The 18,088-nt window shown below is 40.5% G+C and carries 15 protein-coding genes, 1 tRNA gene and 1 rRNA gene; 3 read left to right on the top strand and 14 right to left on the bottom strand.

The window, feature by feature from the left end:
• Positions 1-342: 342 nt before the first annotated feature.
• The 6 genes from F1325_RS02065 to pepQ form a co-directional block, all read right to left on the bottom strand.
• Positions 343-418, bottom strand: a tRNA-Glu gene (locus tag F1325_RS02065).
• Positions 419-502: 84 nt separating this feature from the next.
• A 16S ribosomal RNA gene (locus F1325_RS02060) occupies positions 503-2,045 on the bottom strand.
• 419 nt (positions 2,046-2,464) lie between these two features.
• Positions 2,465-2,995, bottom strand: a complete 531-nt coding sequence (gene hemG, locus F1325_RS02055) for a menaquinone-dependent protoporphyrinogen IX dehydrogenase (RefSeq protein WP_100158035.1) — start codon at positions 2,993-2,995, stop codon at positions 2,465-2,467.
• Positions 2,996-3,015: 20 nt separating this feature from the next.
• On the bottom strand, positions 3,016-4,467 hold the full coding sequence (trkH, locus tag F1325_RS02050; RefSeq protein WP_036914641.1) for a Trk system potassium transporter TrkH: 1,452 nt from the start codon (positions 4,465-4,467) through the stop codon (positions 3,016-3,018).
• 25 nt (positions 4,468-4,492) lie between these two features.
• Positions 4,493-5,113, bottom strand: coding sequence for an IMPACT family protein (locus F1325_RS02045; RefSeq protein WP_100158033.1), 621 nt, complete (start codon positions 5,111-5,113; stop codon positions 4,493-4,495).
• Positions 5,113-6,447 (bottom strand): Xaa-Pro dipeptidase, encoded by a 1,335-nt coding sequence (pepQ, locus tag F1325_RS02040; RefSeq protein WP_109372593.1) that lies wholly within the window; start codon positions 6,445-6,447, stop codon positions 5,113-5,115. Before pepQ ends, F1325_RS02045 begins: the two co-directional genes overlap by 1 nt.
• A gap of 267 nt (positions 6,448-6,714) precedes the next feature.
• Between pepQ and fadB the strand changes: the two genes are divergently transcribed.
• Positions 6,715-8,895, top strand: coding sequence for a fatty acid oxidation complex subunit alpha FadB (fadB, locus tag F1325_RS02035; protein ID WP_160229929.1), 2,181 nt, complete (start codon positions 6,715-6,717; stop codon positions 8,893-8,895).
• A gap of 11 nt (positions 8,896-8,906) precedes the next feature.
• Positions 8,907-10,070: an acetyl-CoA C-acyltransferase FadA gene (fadA, locus tag F1325_RS02030; protein ID WP_160229928.1), complete on the top strand. Its 1,164-nt coding sequence runs from the start codon at positions 8,907-8,909 to the stop codon at positions 10,068-10,070.
• 149 nt (positions 10,071-10,219) lie between these two features.
• Here the strand turns inward: fadA and fre are convergent, their stop codons facing one another.
• The 3 genes from fre to pepE all read right to left on the bottom strand — a co-directional run bounded on the left by fre (position 10,220) and on the right by pepE (position 13,252).
• Positions 10,220-10,921, bottom strand: a complete 702-nt coding sequence (gene fre / locus F1325_RS02025) for an NAD(P)H-flavin reductase (protein ID WP_109372596.1) — start codon at positions 10,919-10,921, stop codon at positions 10,220-10,222.
• A gap of 15 nt (positions 10,922-10,936) precedes the next feature.
• Positions 10,937-12,406 (bottom strand): 4-hydroxy-3-polyprenylbenzoate decarboxylase, encoded by a 1,470-nt coding sequence (gene ubiD, locus F1325_RS02020; RefSeq protein WP_036914642.1) that lies wholly within the window; start codon positions 12,404-12,406, stop codon positions 10,937-10,939.
• Positions 12,407-12,526: 120 nt separating this feature from the next.
• A complete protein-coding gene (gene pepE, locus F1325_RS02015) occupies positions 12,527-13,252 on the bottom strand; it encodes a dipeptidase PepE (RefSeq protein WP_100158028.1) in 726 nt (241 codons plus the stop codon).
• A gap of 290 nt (positions 13,253-13,542) precedes the next feature.
• Between pepE and rfaH the strand changes: the two genes are divergently transcribed.
• Positions 13,543-14,043: a transcription/translation regulatory transformer protein RfaH gene (rfaH, locus tag F1325_RS02010; RefSeq protein ID WP_109372597.1), complete on the top strand. Its 501-nt coding sequence runs from the start codon at positions 13,543-13,545 to the stop codon at positions 14,041-14,043.
• 62 nt (positions 14,044-14,105) lie between these two features.
• Here rfaH and tatC read toward each other — a convergent pair whose 3' ends face one another.
• From tatC to F1325_RS01985, 5 genes are all read right to left on the bottom strand, one after another.
• Entirely contained in the window at positions 14,106-14,891 is a 786-nt protein-coding gene (gene tatC / locus F1325_RS02005; RefSeq protein ID WP_109372598.1) for a Sec-independent protein translocase subunit TatC, read from the bottom strand.
• A gap of 3 nt (positions 14,892-14,894) precedes the next feature.
• A complete protein-coding gene (gene tatB, locus F1325_RS02000) occupies positions 14,895-15,410 on the bottom strand; it encodes a Sec-independent protein translocase protein TatB (RefSeq protein WP_109372599.1) in 516 nt (171 codons plus the stop codon).
• A 3-nt stretch (positions 15,411-15,413) separates the two neighbouring features.
• On the bottom strand, positions 15,414-15,683 hold the full coding sequence (gene tatA, locus F1325_RS01995) for a twin-arginine translocase TatA/TatE family subunit (RefSeq protein WP_109372600.1): 270 nt from the start codon (positions 15,681-15,683) through the stop codon (positions 15,414-15,416).
• 125 nt (positions 15,684-15,808) lie between these two features.
• Positions 15,809-17,446, bottom strand: a complete 1,638-nt coding sequence (gene ubiB, locus F1325_RS01990) for a ubiquinone biosynthesis regulatory protein kinase UbiB (RefSeq protein WP_109372601.1) — start codon at positions 17,444-17,446, stop codon at positions 15,809-15,811.
• Positions 17,446-18,087, bottom strand: a complete 642-nt coding sequence (locus F1325_RS01985; protein WP_109372602.1) for a ubiquinone biosynthesis accessory factor UbiJ — start codon at positions 18,085-18,087, stop codon at positions 17,446-17,448. The genes ubiB and F1325_RS01985 overlap by 1 nt, the downstream gene beginning before the upstream one ends.
• Position 18,088 lies beyond the last annotated feature (1 nt).

Here is an 18,088-nt window from a genome sequence, read left to right as displayed (position 1 = left end):
AGACGACTTTAAAGGTCATGGCTACACAAGCATCAATTCGTTGTTGGGCAGTGCTCGTAATGCTCACATACTTATGTATGCTGCGCTTACTGCGCGCTGTCCGCCTAGAATTGCTGTTGCTCGCTCATGACACTCGCCTTGGAGTATCACACATTCAAGGTCTGAGATTTTGAGAGACTCATCAATATACCTCGGTGATATATTGATTTGTTTTCAATTTTTCAGCTTGTTCCAGATTGTTAAAGAGCATAATAGGTAAAATAACTCATGCGAATTATCTTAACTATTCTCTGATTCTCATCAGACTATAGTGTGGTACGCCTTTCACTCATACCGCGCAATTGGCGTCCCCTAGGGGATTCGAACCCCTGTTACCGCCGTGAAAGGGCGGTGTCCTAGGCCTCTAGACGAAGGGGACTTCAGTCAGCTTCGCAGACGCGCTTTTGCTCGTTCTTCATCAGACAATCTGTGTGAGCACTGCACATAACACGTATCTCTTAGGTAAGGAGGTGATCCAACCGCAGGTTCCCCTACGGTTACCTTGTTACGACTTCACCCCAGTCATGAATCACAAAGTGGTAAGCGCCCTCCCGAAGGTTAAGCTACCTACTTCTTTTGCAACCCACTCCCATGGTGTGACGGGCGGTGTGTACAAGGCCCGGGAACGTATTCACCGTAGCATTCTGATCTACGATTACTAGCGATTCCGACTTCATGGAGTCGAGTTGCAGACTCCAATCCGGACTACGACAGACTTTATGAGTTCCGCTTGCTCTCGCGAGGTCGCTTCTCTTTGTATCTGCCATTGTAGCACGTGTGTAGCCCTACTCGTAAGGGCCATGATGACTTGACGTCATCCCCACCTTCCTCCGGTTTATCACCGGCAGTCTCCTTTGAGTTCCCGCCATCACGCGCTGGCAACAAAGGATAAGGGTTGCGCTCGTTGCGGGACTTAACCCAACATTTCACAACACGAGCTGACGACAGCCATGCAGCACCTGTCTCAGCGTTCCCGAAGGCACTCCTCTATCTCTAAAGGATTCGCTGGATGTCAAGAGTAGGTAAGGTTCTTCGCGTTGCATCGAATTAAACCACATGCTCCACCGCTTGTGCGGGCCCCCGTCAATTCATTTGAGTTTTAACCTTGCGGCCGTACTCCCCAGGCGGTCGATTTAACGCGTTAGCTCCGGAAGCCACTCCTCAAGGGAACAACCTCCAAATCGACATCGTTTACAGCGTGGACTACCAGGGTATCTAATCCTGTTTGCTCCCCACGCTTTCGCACCTGAGCGTCAGTCTTTGTCCAGGGGGCCGCCTTCGCCACCGGTATTCCTCCACATCTCTACGCATTTCACCGCTACACATGGAATTCTACCCCCCTCTACAAGACTCTAGCTGACCAGTCTTAGATGCCATTCCCAGGTTAAGCCCGGGGATTTCACATCTAACTTAATCAACCGCCTGCGTGCGCTTTACGCCCAGTAATTCCGATTAACGCTTGCACCCTCCGTATTACCGCGGCTGCTGGCACGGAGTTAGCCGGTGCTTCTTCTGTTGGTAACGTCAATCGCTGATGATATTAGCATCAACGCCTTCCTCCCAACTGAAAGTACTTTACAACCCTAAGGCCTTCTTCATACACGCGGCATGGCTGCATCAGGCTTGCGCCCATTGTGCAATATTCCCCACTGCTGCCTCCCGTAGGAGTCTGGGCCGTGTCTCAGTCCCAGTGTGGCTGATCATCCTCTCAGACCAGCTAGAGATCGTCGCCTAGGTGAGCCATTACCTCACCTACTAGCTAATCCCATATGGGTTCATCCGATAGCGCAAGGTCCGAAGAGCCCCTGCTTTGGTCCGTAGACGTCATGCGGTATTAGCTACCGTTTCCAGTAGTTATCCCCCTCTATCGGGCAGATCCCCATACATTACTCACCCGTCCGCCGCTCGTCAGCAAGAAAGCAAGCTTTCTCCTGTTACCGCTCGACTTGCATGTGTTAGGCCTGCCGCCAGCGTTCAATCTGAGCCATGATCAAACTCTTCAATTAAAAGTGTTTGATGCTCAAAGAAATCGAAAACTTAGCTATTCATAAATGAATTTACTTTTGTTGTTCACTCTTCAAGACTTGATACATCTAATATTTTAGAAGATATCGTCTCTGCGAGTGCCCACACAGATTGTCTGATAATTTGTTAAAGAGCAGTGCAACATTCGCTGCCGTTTCCGGTCTTCTGCGTTGTTGCGAGGAGGCGTATACTACGTTATTCCTCTGAAGAGTCAAGAGTTTTTTCAAACTTTTTTCTCTTCTCTTCACCGTCCTGCGTGGCTTGTTGTTTGCTCATCGCCGGTCAGTGGATGCGCATTATAGGGAGATCTCGGATTAGCGCAAGTGTTTTTTTAAAATAATTTACTGTTCGTTCAAAACTCCAACAAGACGTATAAAAACCCCACAGTAAAGATTAAATATCACTCAATTTTAGCAAAATGCGTCGCAAATTCGCTTACTTTATTCCAATCCGTATATTCAATTTCTTTTGTAGGATCCGTTTCACCTTTAGTCATCTTCATAATTAGCTGGATCATGACTCTATCAATCCATTTATAACGAGGATAAAAAAGTGCGCCAGCAAAGACACCCGTTAACGTTGGTTTCCATGGGGTCTTATCTAAAAACTTACGCATATAAGCATTCGTCTCGGGTGTATTCTTTTCTGCTTTTCTTGCCGTAAGATTAACGCCAAAGAATGCGGACGGCATACTATTCAATTGTGCAAGATGACGAGTGATAAATTTATCGAGCGCTTTATTAAAGTAACCATAACGAATCGAAGCGCCCACTAAGACTTTATTATAAGCAGATAAATTTAAACTCTGCTGAACAGAGGTTAAATCTCTCACATCACATTCATGGCCGTGTTGTCTTAATTCATTCGCAATTTGTGTCATTATTTTTTTAGTTTGACCATCAGTACTACAATACAACAATAGCGCGCTCATACATTACTCCTTGTATTAGGTTAATCACGCCAAAACGTTGGGGTAAATAAAACCAATAATGTGAAAACTTCTAGTCGCCCAAATAACATTGTCACGACCAATATCCATTTTGCAGCTGGATTCATTGTCGTGAAGTTATCGGCGACAATCCCTAATCCAGGACCAAGATTATTTAATGTAGTGGCAATAGCAGAAAATGCAGAAAATTCATCAACGCCTGTCGCTATCAACAACATTAAGCTAATAATAAAGACCAGCGCATAAGCGGAGAAAAATCCCCACACAGCTTCAATAATACGTTCGGGTAATGCTCGGTGACCAAGTTTGATGGTATAAACCGCATTTGGGTGAACAAGACGTTTTAATTCACGATTCCCTTGTAGGAATAAAAGCAAGATACGAATGACTTTCAATCCTCCCCCCGTTGATCCTGCACAGCCACCAATAAACGCCGAGCATAATAATAGAAGAGGCAAAAATGCAGGCCATTGTGCAAAGCTATCCGTGGCAAATCCCGCGGTTGTCGCCATAGAGACAACTTGGAAAAAAGCCTGGTTTATGGTTATCCATCCTGTGTCGTATACAGAATAAAGCCATAGAATACCGCTACAGATAATGACTAATCCCAATTGAATTGAGATAAACATACGAAATTCAGGATCACGCCAATAAATATTTAAACTTCTTCCCGTTAGTACGGCAAAGTGCAAACCAAAGTTACAACCAGAGATCAGAAGAAATACACCAATAATGATGTTAATGGTTGGGCTATTAAAATAACCAATACTGGCATCGTGAGTAGAAAACCCACCAATTGCAATAGTTGAAAAGCTATGAGAAATAGCATCAAACACATCCATGCCTGCAATCCATAATGCTAAGGCACAAATGATCGTTAATAAGACATAGATAAGCCAAAGTGCTTTCGCTGTTTCTGCAATTCGAGGCCGCATTTTGTTATCTTTCAATGGACCCGGCATTTCTGCGCGATATAACTGCATTCCCCCAACACCTAAAAGAGGGAGAATAGCGACAGCTAATACAATGATCCCCATTCCTCCTAACCATTGGAGCATTTGGCGATAAAACAAAATAGCTTTAGGTAATGAATCTAGCCCTACAAGCGTTGTGGCTCCTGTTGTAGTCAGTCCAGAGAAAGATTCAAAAAAGGCATCAGTAATAGAAAGATGAGGTTGTTCAGAAAAGATAAACGGCAATGCCCCTACACTACCCAGTACCGTCCAAAATAAGACAACAATAAGAAAGCCTTCTTTAGGCTTAAGCTCACTTTTTTTATGTCGATTGGGGATCCACAGCATTAACCCAATGATCAAGGCTACAATAAATGTTTGGCTAAATGCACGCCCTGCACCATCTCGATATATTAATGCGACAATACCGGGAATGATCATCGTGACAGAAAATAAGATAACAAGCAGTCCGACAATACGGGTTATTGAACGAAAATGCATTTAGCGATTTCCTTGGTAGCAAAGATTATTCATTTTTATCTAACGGGATTAATTGCATACTGCCACGACTTATATCGCGTAGTTTAACTTCAACTTCACCGCTATGCACGGCAGGCAATGAAAGTATAAAAGTGACTTTATCAGTATATTCACTTGAAAGTACTTGCCCCTGATATTGTTCAACAACTTGTTCAAGTAATGAAACCAGTGAATATTCACACGCTACACTAAAACGCAACTGTGGCACTTTCGTTTTTGTTGGCAAAAGCTTTAATGCTTGTTGAACACCACTGCCATAAGCTCTAACTAATCCACCAGTTCCTAATTTGATCCCACCGAAATACCGAACAACCACTGCGGTAACTTCTCCCATTCCACTCCCTAAAAGAGGTGCAAGAATAGGTTTTCCCGCAGTACCTGTTGGCTCACCATCATCAGAAAAACCTAATTGTTGTGAGTCATCGGGTCTTCCTGCAACAAAAGCCCAACAGTGGTGCCGGGCATCAGGAAATTGTTCTTTGATAGACTGGATATACGCTTTTGCTGCATCAATACCTTCAGTGTGAGCAATAAATGTAATAAAACGACTCTTCTTTATTTCTTCACTGAATTCTACGGTTTCAGCGGGGATCAAATACGCTTTCATCAGGCTAAGTGTAAATCTCTGGTCATATTTTCAATTTTGTTATCGTGGATAATAATATTATCTTCAATACGAATACCACCAAATGGTTTGAAATGCTCAATAAGCTTCCAATTGAAATGAGTACTGTATTTTCCTTCTTTCCAAGGCTCTAGCAGAGAGTCGATAAAGTAAAATCCAGGTTCAATTGTTAATACCATGCCTGGTTCAACAATACGTGTGCAACGTAAGAATGGATACATTGCAGGAGCCGCTAAGTGGGTTCCTTTATCATCTTGCATAAATCCAGCTGCATCATGAACTTGCAGACCTAAAGCATGCCCTAAGCCATGAGGTAAAAATGGTGTAGTTAATCCAGCACTCACCATCTCTTCTTCACTCACACCTTTAACAATACCGTATTTATTAAGTAGCCCAGCAATACGTCGATGCATTTGAACATGGTATTCAGTATAACGCACCCCCGCTTTCATCGTTGCAATCAGCGCTTGTTGCGCATCATTCATATCTTTAACTAATGAAGTAAATTCATGATTTTCTTTTGCGCTATAAGTACGAGTGATATCTGCTGCGTAGCCATTATACTCTGCACCTGCATCAATAAGGAAACTACGATATTCATCTGGTGATTCATGATCTAATTTGGTGTAGTGCAAAACAGCGGCGTGTTCATTTAATGCGACAATATTGCCGTAAGGAACATCGGTATCACGATGACCCGTAGCCATTAAATACGCCATATTAATATCAAACTCACTTAATCCAGCTTGGAAAGCTTCATGGGCGGCAATATGTCCGTTGACGGCCATTTTTTGTGCTTCACGCATACAAGCTAATTCATAACCTGTTTTATAGGCGCGGTAATAATGATAATAATTAAGAAGAGATTGATTGTTGATATTATCAATACTCACACCTAATGATTCTGCTCGCTGTATATTTGGACCAATATAAGCGGTATTTTTATTAATATAAGGTGCTAGCTCTTTCTGAATATCATCAACATTTTTAAGATGAATTAACTCAACTTCATGAGTCCAATAGCTACTTGGTAAAGCTTCAACACTGTGCCAATAGTCAACTGGGGAATAGAACCATAATTTAGGTTTATTAACACCATCCGCTAATAACCAACAATGTGGTACATCTGTTACAGGCACCCATGCTTTAAAATGAGCATTCACTTTAAAAGGGTAATCACTGTCATCAAGGAAAACACGGATAGGTTCACCAGAATGAATTAATACCGAATCAAGATGGTGTCTGGATAAAGCATCACGAGTACGATTTTGTAGAGTTTTGATATGTTCTTGGTACAGAGAGAGCAATTTTTCCATTATTAATTACCTTATCTTATTCATTGTTAATGATTCAGCTTAACACGCCAACTCTTTGAGTGGCTAACCCCATAACAAAAATAGATTATTATCGATTTATCTCCCCTCTTTTTATCAAACTGAGCAACAACATAGAATTCAATAAGTTGAATAATTTCACTGTGATCACCCTTGCAGTTTTTTAATCAAATATTTGCATTTATTTAACATAGTATTCACACTCTTATTATCTGGTCATACCAGTCTATACATTTAGGGAGAATACAAATGCTCTATCAAAGCGAAAATATTCAAGCCGATTGGGTGAAACAAGGTATTGTTGAACTCATTTTTAACGCCAAAGGTTCTATTAACAAATTAGATACCAAAACGGTTGCAATGCTAAGTGAAGCTTTAACCGTATTAGAAGCAACACCAGGCCTGAAAGGTGTTATCTTGCGTTCCGAAAAACCGGCTTTTATTGTCGGTGCTGATATTACCGAGTTTTTATCCCTTTTTGATGCCCCTGAAGAAGAATTAACTCAGTGGCTACACTTCTCTAATCAGATTTTTAGTCGACTTGAAGACCTACCTGTTCCTACCGTTTCTGCTATCAATGGCTATGCCCTTGGCGGCGGTTGCGAGTGCGTACTTGCTACTGATTTTCGTATTTCTTCTCCTGATTTACGTATCGGTTTACCAGAAACAAAGCTTGGGATCATGCCGGGCTTTGGCGGTTCAGTACGCCTTCCTCGTTTGATTGGTGTCGATAACGCATTAGAAATTATTACTGCTGGTAAAGATGTTGATGCCCAAACTGCACTTAAAAATGGATTAACCCAAGCAATTGTCCCTCTAGAAAATTTAAAAGAAAGTGCTATTTCGCTAATTGAGCAAGCAATTGAAGGCAAAATTGATTGGAAAGCTGCACGTCATCCAAAAACAACACCATTAAGACTGACAGAGCTTGAACATAAAATGTCTTTCAGTGTGGCTAAAGGTATGGTGATGAAAGTAGCAGGTCCTCACTATCCAGCACCGATCACCGCAGTAAAAACTATTGAAAAAGCGGCATTTCTAAATAGAGATGAAGCACTGGCTATCGAAACTGAAAATTTTGTCAAGCTCACACGTACCGATGTTGCAAAAGCCTTAGTCGGTATTTTCCTTAATGATCAGTATGTCAAAAATATCACGAAAAAACGTCATGCTGAATTACCTAAACAAGCGGCGGTCTTAGGCGCTGGGATAATGGGCGGTGGAATATCCTATCAATCTGCCTTAAAAGGTATTCCCGTTGTAATGAAAGATATTAACCAAAAATCCCTTGAGCTTGGTATGAATGAAGCGTTAAGCCTATTACAAAAACGCCAAGAAAAAGGTCGAATGAGTGCCGTAGATATGGCAAAAACGCTCGCCTCTATTCAACCTACATTGAATTATGCCTCTGTCAGTGATGCGGATGTTGTGGTTGAAGCCGTTGTTGAAAATCCCAAAGTAAAAGCAACTGTACTCGCAGAAACAGAAGCACTATTAACTGATCACGCGGTACTTGCGTCAAATACCTCTACGATCCCAATTTCCCTGCTCGCAAAATCCTTAAAGCGCCCTGAGAATTTCTGTGGGATGCACTTCTTTAACCCAGTTCATCGAATGCCACTAGTTGAAATCATAAAAGGTGAAAAAACCAGTGAAGAGACGATTAACCGTATTGTCAGTTACGCCAGTAAAATGGGTAAAACACCGATTATCGTTAATGATTGCCCTGGTTTCTTTGTAAACCGTGTCCTCTTCCCTTATTTTGCAGGGTTCTCTCTATTACTAAGAGATGGTGCTGATTTTCTTGCTGTAGATAAAGTGATGGAAAAAGTATTTGGCTGGCCTATGGGACCAGCGTACCTACTTGATGTTGTAGGCATTGACACGGCAAATCATGCTCAAGCCGTAATGGCTCAGGGTTTCCCTGACAGAATGGGTACGATTGAACGAGATGCTATTGCTCTTTTATATGAGCAACAGCGATATGGTCAGAAAAATAATCATGGTTTCTATAATTACACAGTTGATAAACGGGGTAAAAAGCAGAAATCTGTTGATGGTCAAATTCAAACGCTTATTCAGCAAAATGCTGGCAAAACACAAGAGTTTAGCCAAGATGTAATTATCGCTCGTATGATGATCCCGATGATCAATGAAGTTATCCGTTGTTTAGATGAAGGTATTATTGCTTCACCAGCAGAAGCTGATATTGCATTAGTTTATGGCTTAGGCTTCCCACCTTTCCGAGGAGGCGTCTTCCGTTATCTTGATACCATCGGATTAGCGCAATTTGTTGCAGATGCACAGCAATACGCATCATTAGGATCTCTTTATCAAATTCCTGAAAGCTTAAAACAGAAAGCGCAACGCAACGAAACCTATTATCCAAAGCCCGCAAAAGTAGATGTTAACATCAGAGAACTCGCTTAAGGAGATATGAAATGGAAAAGGTTGTCATAATTGATGGTATTCGTACTCCAATGGGACGCTCAAAAGGTGGCGCATTTCGCCATGTCAGAGCGGAAAATCTCTCCGCACAATTGATGCAAGCACTACTAACACGCAATCCGAATATTAATCCTAATGATATTGGTGATGTGATTTGGGGCTGTGTACAACAAACTTTAGAACAAGGTTTTAATATTGCTCGTAATGCGGCGTTATTGGCTGAACTTCCACACAAGGTTCCGGCAGTTACAGTTAATCGGTTATGTGGTTCATCAATGCAAGCATTACATGATGGCGCACGCCAAATTATGCTGGGTGATAGTCAAGTAGCATTAATTGGCGGTGTTGAACATATGGGTCACGTACCGATGACTTATAATGCAGATTTTAATCCATCACTTAATCTTTCTGTCGCTAAAGCCTCATTTTCAATGGGATTAACAGCAGAGATGCTGGCTAAATCATTCCAAATTTCACGCGAAGAACAAGATAAATTCGCTTACCGTTCTCATCATTTAGCGGCTCTTGCAACGCAACAAGGCTATTTTGATAATGAGATAATTGCAATTAATGGTCATGATGCAACGGGTAATTTTATCAATGTAAAAAATGATGAAGTTATTCGTTATAACCCAAGCCTTGATGAATTAGCCCAGCTTAAACCTGTATTTGATCCTGCCACGGGCTCTGTTACAGCAGGCAATTCATCCGCAGTTTCTGATGGTGCATCCGCCATGTTTATCACCAGTGAACGTTATGCTAAAGAGCATAATTTAAAGCCTCGTGCCATTATTCGTTCTATGGCAGTGACAGGATGTGATCCTGCAATTATGGGTTATGGCCCTGTTCCTGCAACAGAAATCGCGTTGAAAAAAGCAGGATTAACATTAGATGATATTGATATTTTTGAGCTAAATGAAGCATTTGCCGCACAGTCATTAGCATGTATGAAGAAAATGAATCTGCTCGATAGCATAGATGACAAGATTAATTTAAATGGCGGAGCAATTGCCTTAGGGCATCCTTTAGGATGTTCAGGCTCTCGAATAACCACTTCATTATTAAATATTATGGAGCGTAAAGATGCACAATTTGGCTTAGCCACAATGTGTATTGGATTAGGGCAAGGTATTGCAACGATTATAGAACGTGTTTAATACGATATTCTGTATATCCACGTTCTGATCGTTAGGAACGTATTCTTTTCGATTGCATGGTTAGAAACCATTTTCCCGCCGTCAGGGGCGGGTTTTTTTATGGTTTTAAAAACAGAAATAATAACAAATAACGGGGTGCTATTGTTTTATCAGATAAATTCAAAGGCATCGCTAAATAAGCGGGTTTTATCTGCATTACGCTCATTACAAAAGCGATCTCTGGCTATTTTCGCCATTTCAAAACGCCCTGCGATGTAAATATCATATTCTGATAAATCACCAAAATCTTCGCTTATTGCCGTTAATACTGTACCTTTGCGGCCACGCCAAGTCTCATCAGGCTGCTCAACAACCGGAATAACGGATAACGATGAATGCAATTCTGATAATTCTTGTAATTCATTGAGATCATAGAGATGAACGCTTTCTCTTCCCCCCCAATAAATTGTAATAGGTCGTTGAGGATTTTCAGCTAACGCGGCCAATAAAATTGAATGGGTATAAGAGAATCCTGTACCGCCAGCAATCAATAGTAATGGACGTTGACTCTCTTTTTGAAACCACGCATTCCCATGAGGAATATCAATGGTAAGTTGCTGTTTTTCTAATATCACATCAAGCACTGCCATCGCATAAAGATTGAGTTCAGACGCACCAATATGAAGTTCAATAAAGTCTTTATTTTCAGGTATAGATGCAATAGAAAAAGGACGTTTATCACGCTCATCCATAACAGCTAAAAGATATTGTCCAGCCTGAAAATCAAATTCGCCATCAGGTAATAGTCTTACCCGATAAACCGTATCTGTCATTGGCTCAACAAGTGAGACTTTACAATTCAATATTGCCATGTTGTTCCTCTGTTCTTATTTAAGAATATCGAGCTGTTCCCAAATAGTATCGACTCGTTGCTTAACTTCATCAGACATCACAATAGGTCTACCCCATTCTCTATCTGTCTCACCCGGCCATTTGTTCGTCGCATCAAGACCCATTTTTGATCCCAATCCTGAAACAGGTGAAGCGAAGTCGAGATAATCAATAGGCGTATTTTCCATCATAATGGTATCTCTTGCAGGATCCATTCTGGTCGTAATTGCCCAAATCACATCTTTCCAATCTCTTGCATTGACATCATCATCGCAAACAATCACAAATTTGGTGTACATAAATTGCCGTAAGTAAGACCAAACTCCCATCATTACGCGTTTAGCATGACCCGCATACTGTTTCTTCATTGTCACAACGGCTAAACGGTAAGAACATCCTTCAGGAGGTAGATAAAAATCGACAATTTCAGGAAACTGTTTTTGTAATATCGGAACAAGCACTTCATTCAACGCAACACCTAATACTGCGGGTTCATCAGGTGGACGACCTGTATATGTTGAATGATAAATTGCATCTTTACGGCGCGTTAAATGCGTAATGGTAAACACAGGGAAAGAGTCAATCTCATTATAATATCCTGTGTGATCACCATATGGCCCTTCTGGGGCTAATTCGCCCGGTTCAATGTAACCTTCAAGGATAATTTCAGCACTTGCAGGTACTTCAAGATCATTTGAAAGACATTTTACAACTTCTGATTTATTGCCCCGTAATAAACCCGCGAATGCATATTCAGATAAGGTATCTGGTACAGGTGTTACTGCACCTAAAATAGTCGCAGGATCTGCCCCTAATGCTACGGAAACAGGGAATCGCTCACCGGGATGTTTTTGACACCACTCTTGAAAATCTAACGCACCACCACGATGCGATAACCAGCGCATAATCACTTTATTTTTACCCAGCACCTGCTGGCGATAAATACCGAGATTTTGGCGCTCTTTCAATGGGCCACGAGTCACCGTTAATCCCCAAGTAATCAAAGGTGCCGCATCTTCAGGCCAACAATGCATAACAGGAATTTTTGTGAGATCGACATCATCACCTGTTAAAACCACTTCCTGACAAGGCGCTTTACTCAAGCGTTTTGTTGGCATATTTAAAACTTGTTTAAACTTAGGTAACTTATCAAAGAGATCACGAAAACCTTTCGGAGGATCAGGCTCTTTTAGAAAAGCCAATAGCTTTCCAACTTCGTGTAAGGCTTTAACATCATCTTGCCCCATTCCCATTGCCACACGCTCTGGTGTACCAAATAAGTTACAAAGCACGGGCATATCATACCCTTTAGGATTTTCAAACAACAGTGCTGGCCCACCGGCACGTAAAGTTCTGTCCGCTATTTCGGTCATTTCAAGGTAGGGATCTATTTCATAGGTGATACGTTTTAATTCACCTTTTTCTTCTAATAATGAAAGGAAATCTCTTAAATCGCGGTATTTCATCATAATCTTACGAGCCAGTGAGTGAAAGAAAAGAGGGCTAATGCCCTCTTTGAGACGCTATAAGCTAAACGCATAACTCACTAAAATGCAATGCTTTTTATTTAATAGCGTCCACTATACTTATAAACAGCGGAATGGAACCCACTCTGAAAGTAATTTAGTATCAAACTGTTCAGGGAATGTTTTTCCATGTTGGAAGATTTTAAAGCCTTCATTTTTAGCGCTGTAATAACGTAATTCTTCACCCTGAATATATAAGTAACTCCCTTCACGGATAGCCACAACAATTTCTTCAGGGTTAATTGCACAAAACTCTGCAATACGCTCATCACGAGTTTCACCCATATGACCACTGATAGAAGCATCAATGTAATGTGGGTTAATTTGAACAGGGAATAGACCTAATGAAGGCATAATAACAGAGGAACGTACAGGCATATCATTAGTGGTACGAATTGTTGGTGTCGCGACATTACAACCTGCGCTCCAGCCAATATATGGAATATTACGCTCACGTACGGCGCGTTGGATTGGAACAACCAATCCTTTCTCATGCAGCATTTGGTTTAATAACCAAGTATTGCCACCACTGACTAAAATACATTCTGCATTGTTGATTGCATCAACTTCTGAATCAAAATGTTCAATACAAGTAACTTCAATACCTAACACTTCTGATAAATCACGAGCACGTTGATCATGATCGGAACGAATAACGGCATAAGCAATTAATACAGCAGAACGAATACCGCGTTTTTTAATCATGCTATCGATATTATCTTTTGCATAACTTAACCAACGTGGATCCCCGGCAATTTTTCCGTTACTTAATAAAAAAACTTCCATTACAGAACCTCTTTATAATTATGAACAAAATTCTAAGATAATTATCTTGAGAGCTTTTTCTTATTTTTACCATCACTTTTTTATTAACTTGTTACCTCTATCCGAGATCCAAGTGAAAGTAACAAAAACAAGCCTTTTTATTGCGAATAAACACAGCTTTTCTGTTCTTTTTTCAGTATAAAACCACGTTAATCTATTTTTTATTTAATCCCCCGATAGATGACTGTTACCTTAATGATAAATTTGCTATTATCACTTAAATTAAATTTAACTAACCTCTTGTCTCTATTATGAAAAACTGGCATTTGCTGTATTGCAAACGAGGACAAATTCCTCGCGCTATCGAACACTTAGAACGTCAGCAAGTGGGCTGTTTTACACCTATGGTAACCATAGAAAAAGTACTAAGAGGAAAGCGTACTACCGTAACAGAACCGCTTTTCCCTAATTATCTTTTTATAGAGTTCGATCCTGAAGTGATCCATACCACGACCATTAACTCAACACGTGGAGTAAACTCGTTTGTTCGCTTTGGGCAATATCCTGTCACTGTTCCTCAAGATGTGATTGATACACTGCAAATCCCTCAGCTTTCTTCTCTCACTTATAGTGAAGAAAATGTACCTCACAGTGGCGATAGCGTATTGATAACAGAGGGAATTTTTCAAGGGATCAAAGCCATATATCAAGAGCCTGATGGTGAAACCCGTTCAATTTTGCTTTTAAATATATTAAATAGCGAAGTGAAAAAATCAGTGGGAAATAAAGAGTTTAAAAAAGAGTTACTCTAGAAAAAGTTAACCCAGCAATTGCTGGGCTAATATCATATGATTTTAGAAAATCGTTTCTAAAATTATTTTTGCTGTTCTGCTTCAGCTTCTGCCTCTGCTTCCTCAGCTTCTTCTTCATCTGTTCTTCTTCCCTTACCTACATAAAAGCGCGATACCATGACACCGATTTCAAACAGTAAGTACATAGGTATTGCGAGTAAGGTTTGAGAGAAAACATCTGGTGGTGTCAAGATCATACCAACGACAAAGGCACCCACAAGAATATAAGGACGTTTTTTCTTTAATGCTTCAGGTGTTGTTACACCACTCCAGCACAGTAAAATAATCGCAATAGGCACTTCAAAAGCTGCACCAAATGCCATAAATAATGTCATTACGAAACTTAAATATTTACTGATATCTGGAATAAAGTTAACCCCTTCAGGGGTTGTATTAACAAAGAAGCCAAACGCGAGAGGGAACACAACAAAATAAGCAAACGCCATGCCGAGATAAAATAATACTGTACTTGAAACAAGTAGCGGCAGCATCAAGCGGCGTTCGTGTTTATACAATGCTGGTGCGATAAAAGCCCATACCTGATAAAGAATAACCGGCACAGAAGCAAAAACGGATACCATGATTGTCAATTTAATCGGGGTCAAAAAGGTAGAGGCAACATCCGTCGCACTCATATTTGACCCTTTTGGCAACTTATCGAGTAATGGAGCCGAGACTAATTGATAGATATCATTAGAAAAATAAACCAGCGCTAAAAAAACCACTAGAACTGAGACTAAGCTATACATCAAACGCTTACGAAGTTCTATTAAATGGCTGATCAGCGGTTGGGTATCATTTACTGCCATGTTTTAATGCTCACCATTGACCTGATCAGTTGTTTTTTTCTCTATTGTTACTGGTTGAGTAACAGGAACTTCTGTCTTTGTAACACTTTCTGCCACAGGTTTATGGCGATTAGCATCATCATTAACTTCATCAGCTTCAGCAAGTGCAGCTAAATCAGAAGGTGAAGGTTCCGTAGAGTCGGTTTTTACAGACTGCTCTTTCGTGGAGTCTGGCGTTGTAGGTGCATGATAAGTTTGTTTTAAAGACTGTGCAGCCTCTTTTAACTCATCCATAGACGCTTTCAGCTCTGGCGATAACGTTTGCAAATTCGCTTTCTCTTCAACTTTTTTCAAGCTCTCTTGGAGTTCTTGAAGTTTTAGTTCTTGAGTCAGTTCATTTTGCACATTCGCAGCCAAAGAGCGTAGCGCCCTTACCCAGCCAGCAATTGTTTTTACTGCTACGGGCAAACGTTCTGGCCCCAGAAAAACAAGACCAATCACCATGACCAATAGCAGCTGACTAAAACCAATGTCAAACACGGTTTACACCTGCTCTTTGTTTTTGCTCTCAGTTGTAGACTTCTCTTCTGTTGAAGTCTTCTGCGCTAAATTCTTAGTATCAAAATCTGCGTCGTTATTTGTTTTTTCAGCGTTGTTGGTGTCTTTATCTGCAGTTTCGTCGCCAATCGCTTTTTTAAAACCTTTTACTGATGCACCTAAATCTGAGCCTAATGTGCGCAGTTTATTTGTACCAAATAATAAGACAACGATGACAGCGATGATGAGTAATTGCCAAATGCTAATACCGCCCATTTTATGTTCCTCAACTATTTTCGGGGTTATACTTAATAACAGTGCCCATTATATACAACGAATTCAATTTTCGGGAATCTCGAATTCATCTTTTAACTTGCTCAAAGACAAACTTTGATGTGTTTTTATTGTGCATTACCAGATCTAAACCAACCCAAAATCCATGCAAGCAAACCTAAACTGATAAAAACACTGAATAATGTTTGAAAACCAGAAACAAAAAACAGGCTACCGCATAAAAACAGTGTTGTACCTATACCCAATAAAAATAGAGACTGTCTCTGTTTGACTCTTTGCGAACTTATTTGTTCCGTCAATTTGTCTAGCGTTAACTTCATATTTTTATGTTGCTTCAGACTATCATAAACCAGTTCAGGTATCTCTGGCATTTTTTCAATCCAATAAGGTGCCTTACTCTTGATACCGTTCATTAATGCCGTGATACCAATTTGACTGTGCAACCAATCTTCTAAAAAAGGTTTTGCCGTTTTCCATAAATCCAATTGTGGATATAACTGGCGTCCAAGCCCTTCAACATAAAGCAATGTTTTTTGAAGTAAAACTAACTGCGGTTGTACTTCCATATTGAAACGACGTGCTGTATTGAAAAGATTAAGTAACACATGTCCAAATGAGATCTCAGAAAGTGGTTTTTCAAAAATCGGTTCACACACAGTGCGGATCGCAAATTCAAAATCTTCCACATTGGTATCTGCCGGCACCCAGCCTGAATCAACATGTAATTCTGCAACTTTTCGATAATCACGGTTAAAGAAAGCTAAGAAGTTTTCAGCTAAATAGCGTTTATCTTCTTTATTTAATGAGCCAACGATACCGCAATCAATACCGATATAATATGGGTTCTCTGGGTGATCATAGCTAATGAACACATTACCAGGATGCATATCAGCATGGAAAAAACTGTCTCTAAACACCTGAGTGAAAAAGACTTTTACACCACGCTCTGCAAGAAGCTTCATATTTGTCTTTTGTGCATTCAACGCTTCAATATCAGAAACGGGAATACCATAAATACGCTCCATTACCATCACGTTTTCATGGCAATAATCTGAATACACTTCAGGAATATATAACATAGAGCTATTTTCAAAATTACGACGTAACTGAATAGCATTTGCAGCTTCACGCAGTAAATTTAGCTCATCAAGTAATGTTTTCTCGTATTCGCGGATCACCTCTTTTGGCCGTAAACGACGACCATCAGGTAAAAACGGTAATAGATTTGCCAAGCGATACATCAAACGGATATCCGCTTTGATCACTGGTTGAATATCGGGACGAATAACCTTTAGTACCACTTCTTTGCCGTTTTCTTTTAATTTTGCAGTGTGAACCTGCGCAATAGAAGCGGAAGCGAGTGGAGTTTCATCAAAATCATCAAACCATTGGTCGATAGGGCCACCAAATGAGTTTTCAATATATTGTCGTGCTTTCTTACCATCAAAAGGAGCAACTTTGTCTTGCAATAAAGCAAGCTGGTCAGCGATTTGAGGAGGGAAAAGATCACGTCGAGTTGATAACATTTGGCCTAATTTAATCCAAACAGGGCCTAATGTTTGCAATGCGAGTCGTAAGCGTTCACCTAATGGTTTTTCTGGATGTTTATTTTTGATCCAAAATAGTGCTCGGCATCCTAATCTTACAGGTAAAGTAATTCGGTGTTTAGGAATTAACTCATCAAGCCCATAAGATAAAAATACCTGAATAATATGATAGAGGCGCTTTAACTCACTAAGGAGCATTATTTTTTCTCCAATGTGCCTAACCGTTTTTCCAGTTCGGCGGTTTGCTGTGCAAGTTCTTCTATTTCATCATAAAAATGGACTGTTTCTAATGCACTAGGTGCGGTTTTCCACTCTTCAATTAACGCGTCACGTAAATAATCTTTTTGGTGACTTAAGAGTGAAGAAAATAACTGAACGCCCTTTCCTGCAACGACAGTCAGACCTTGAGCAGCAATATCACCAATATAAGGTGCTAAATATTGCGCGGGATCCCACTGCGCCATATCTAATAATGCAGACCAATTTTGAACAACCTGCATATCACCATCAATAGTAATATCACCACGGTTGATCAGTTCTGACATTTTCTGGCGATCACGAAGCTTAATCAGTGTTAATAGTTTTGTTTTTATCAAACAATCGGTTTCATCATCCCACTGACTTAATACATCAACTTGTTGTTCACTAAAGACTAAGTAGATGGAACGAGGAAACTCATTGATAGAAAGCGCCAACACTTTGCCCGCAAGGCGATTGCGGGCAGGTTTAAGCACATTTTCCTGATATAAAACGTGATTAAGCGCTGTCTCCATGGATGCGGTTAGCAGCGGATACAGTACTTGAGAAGCAATATCATGAGAAAAAGTGACTTTTTCCATC

The sequence above is a fragment of the Proteus columbae genome (assembly GCF_009914335.1).
In the GTDB taxonomy this organism is placed as follows: domain Bacteria; phylum Pseudomonadota; class Gammaproteobacteria; order Enterobacterales; family Enterobacteriaceae; genus Proteus.
Note: the sequence above shows the minus strand (reverse complement) of the source record. Positions and strands in the feature narration are given on the sequence as shown.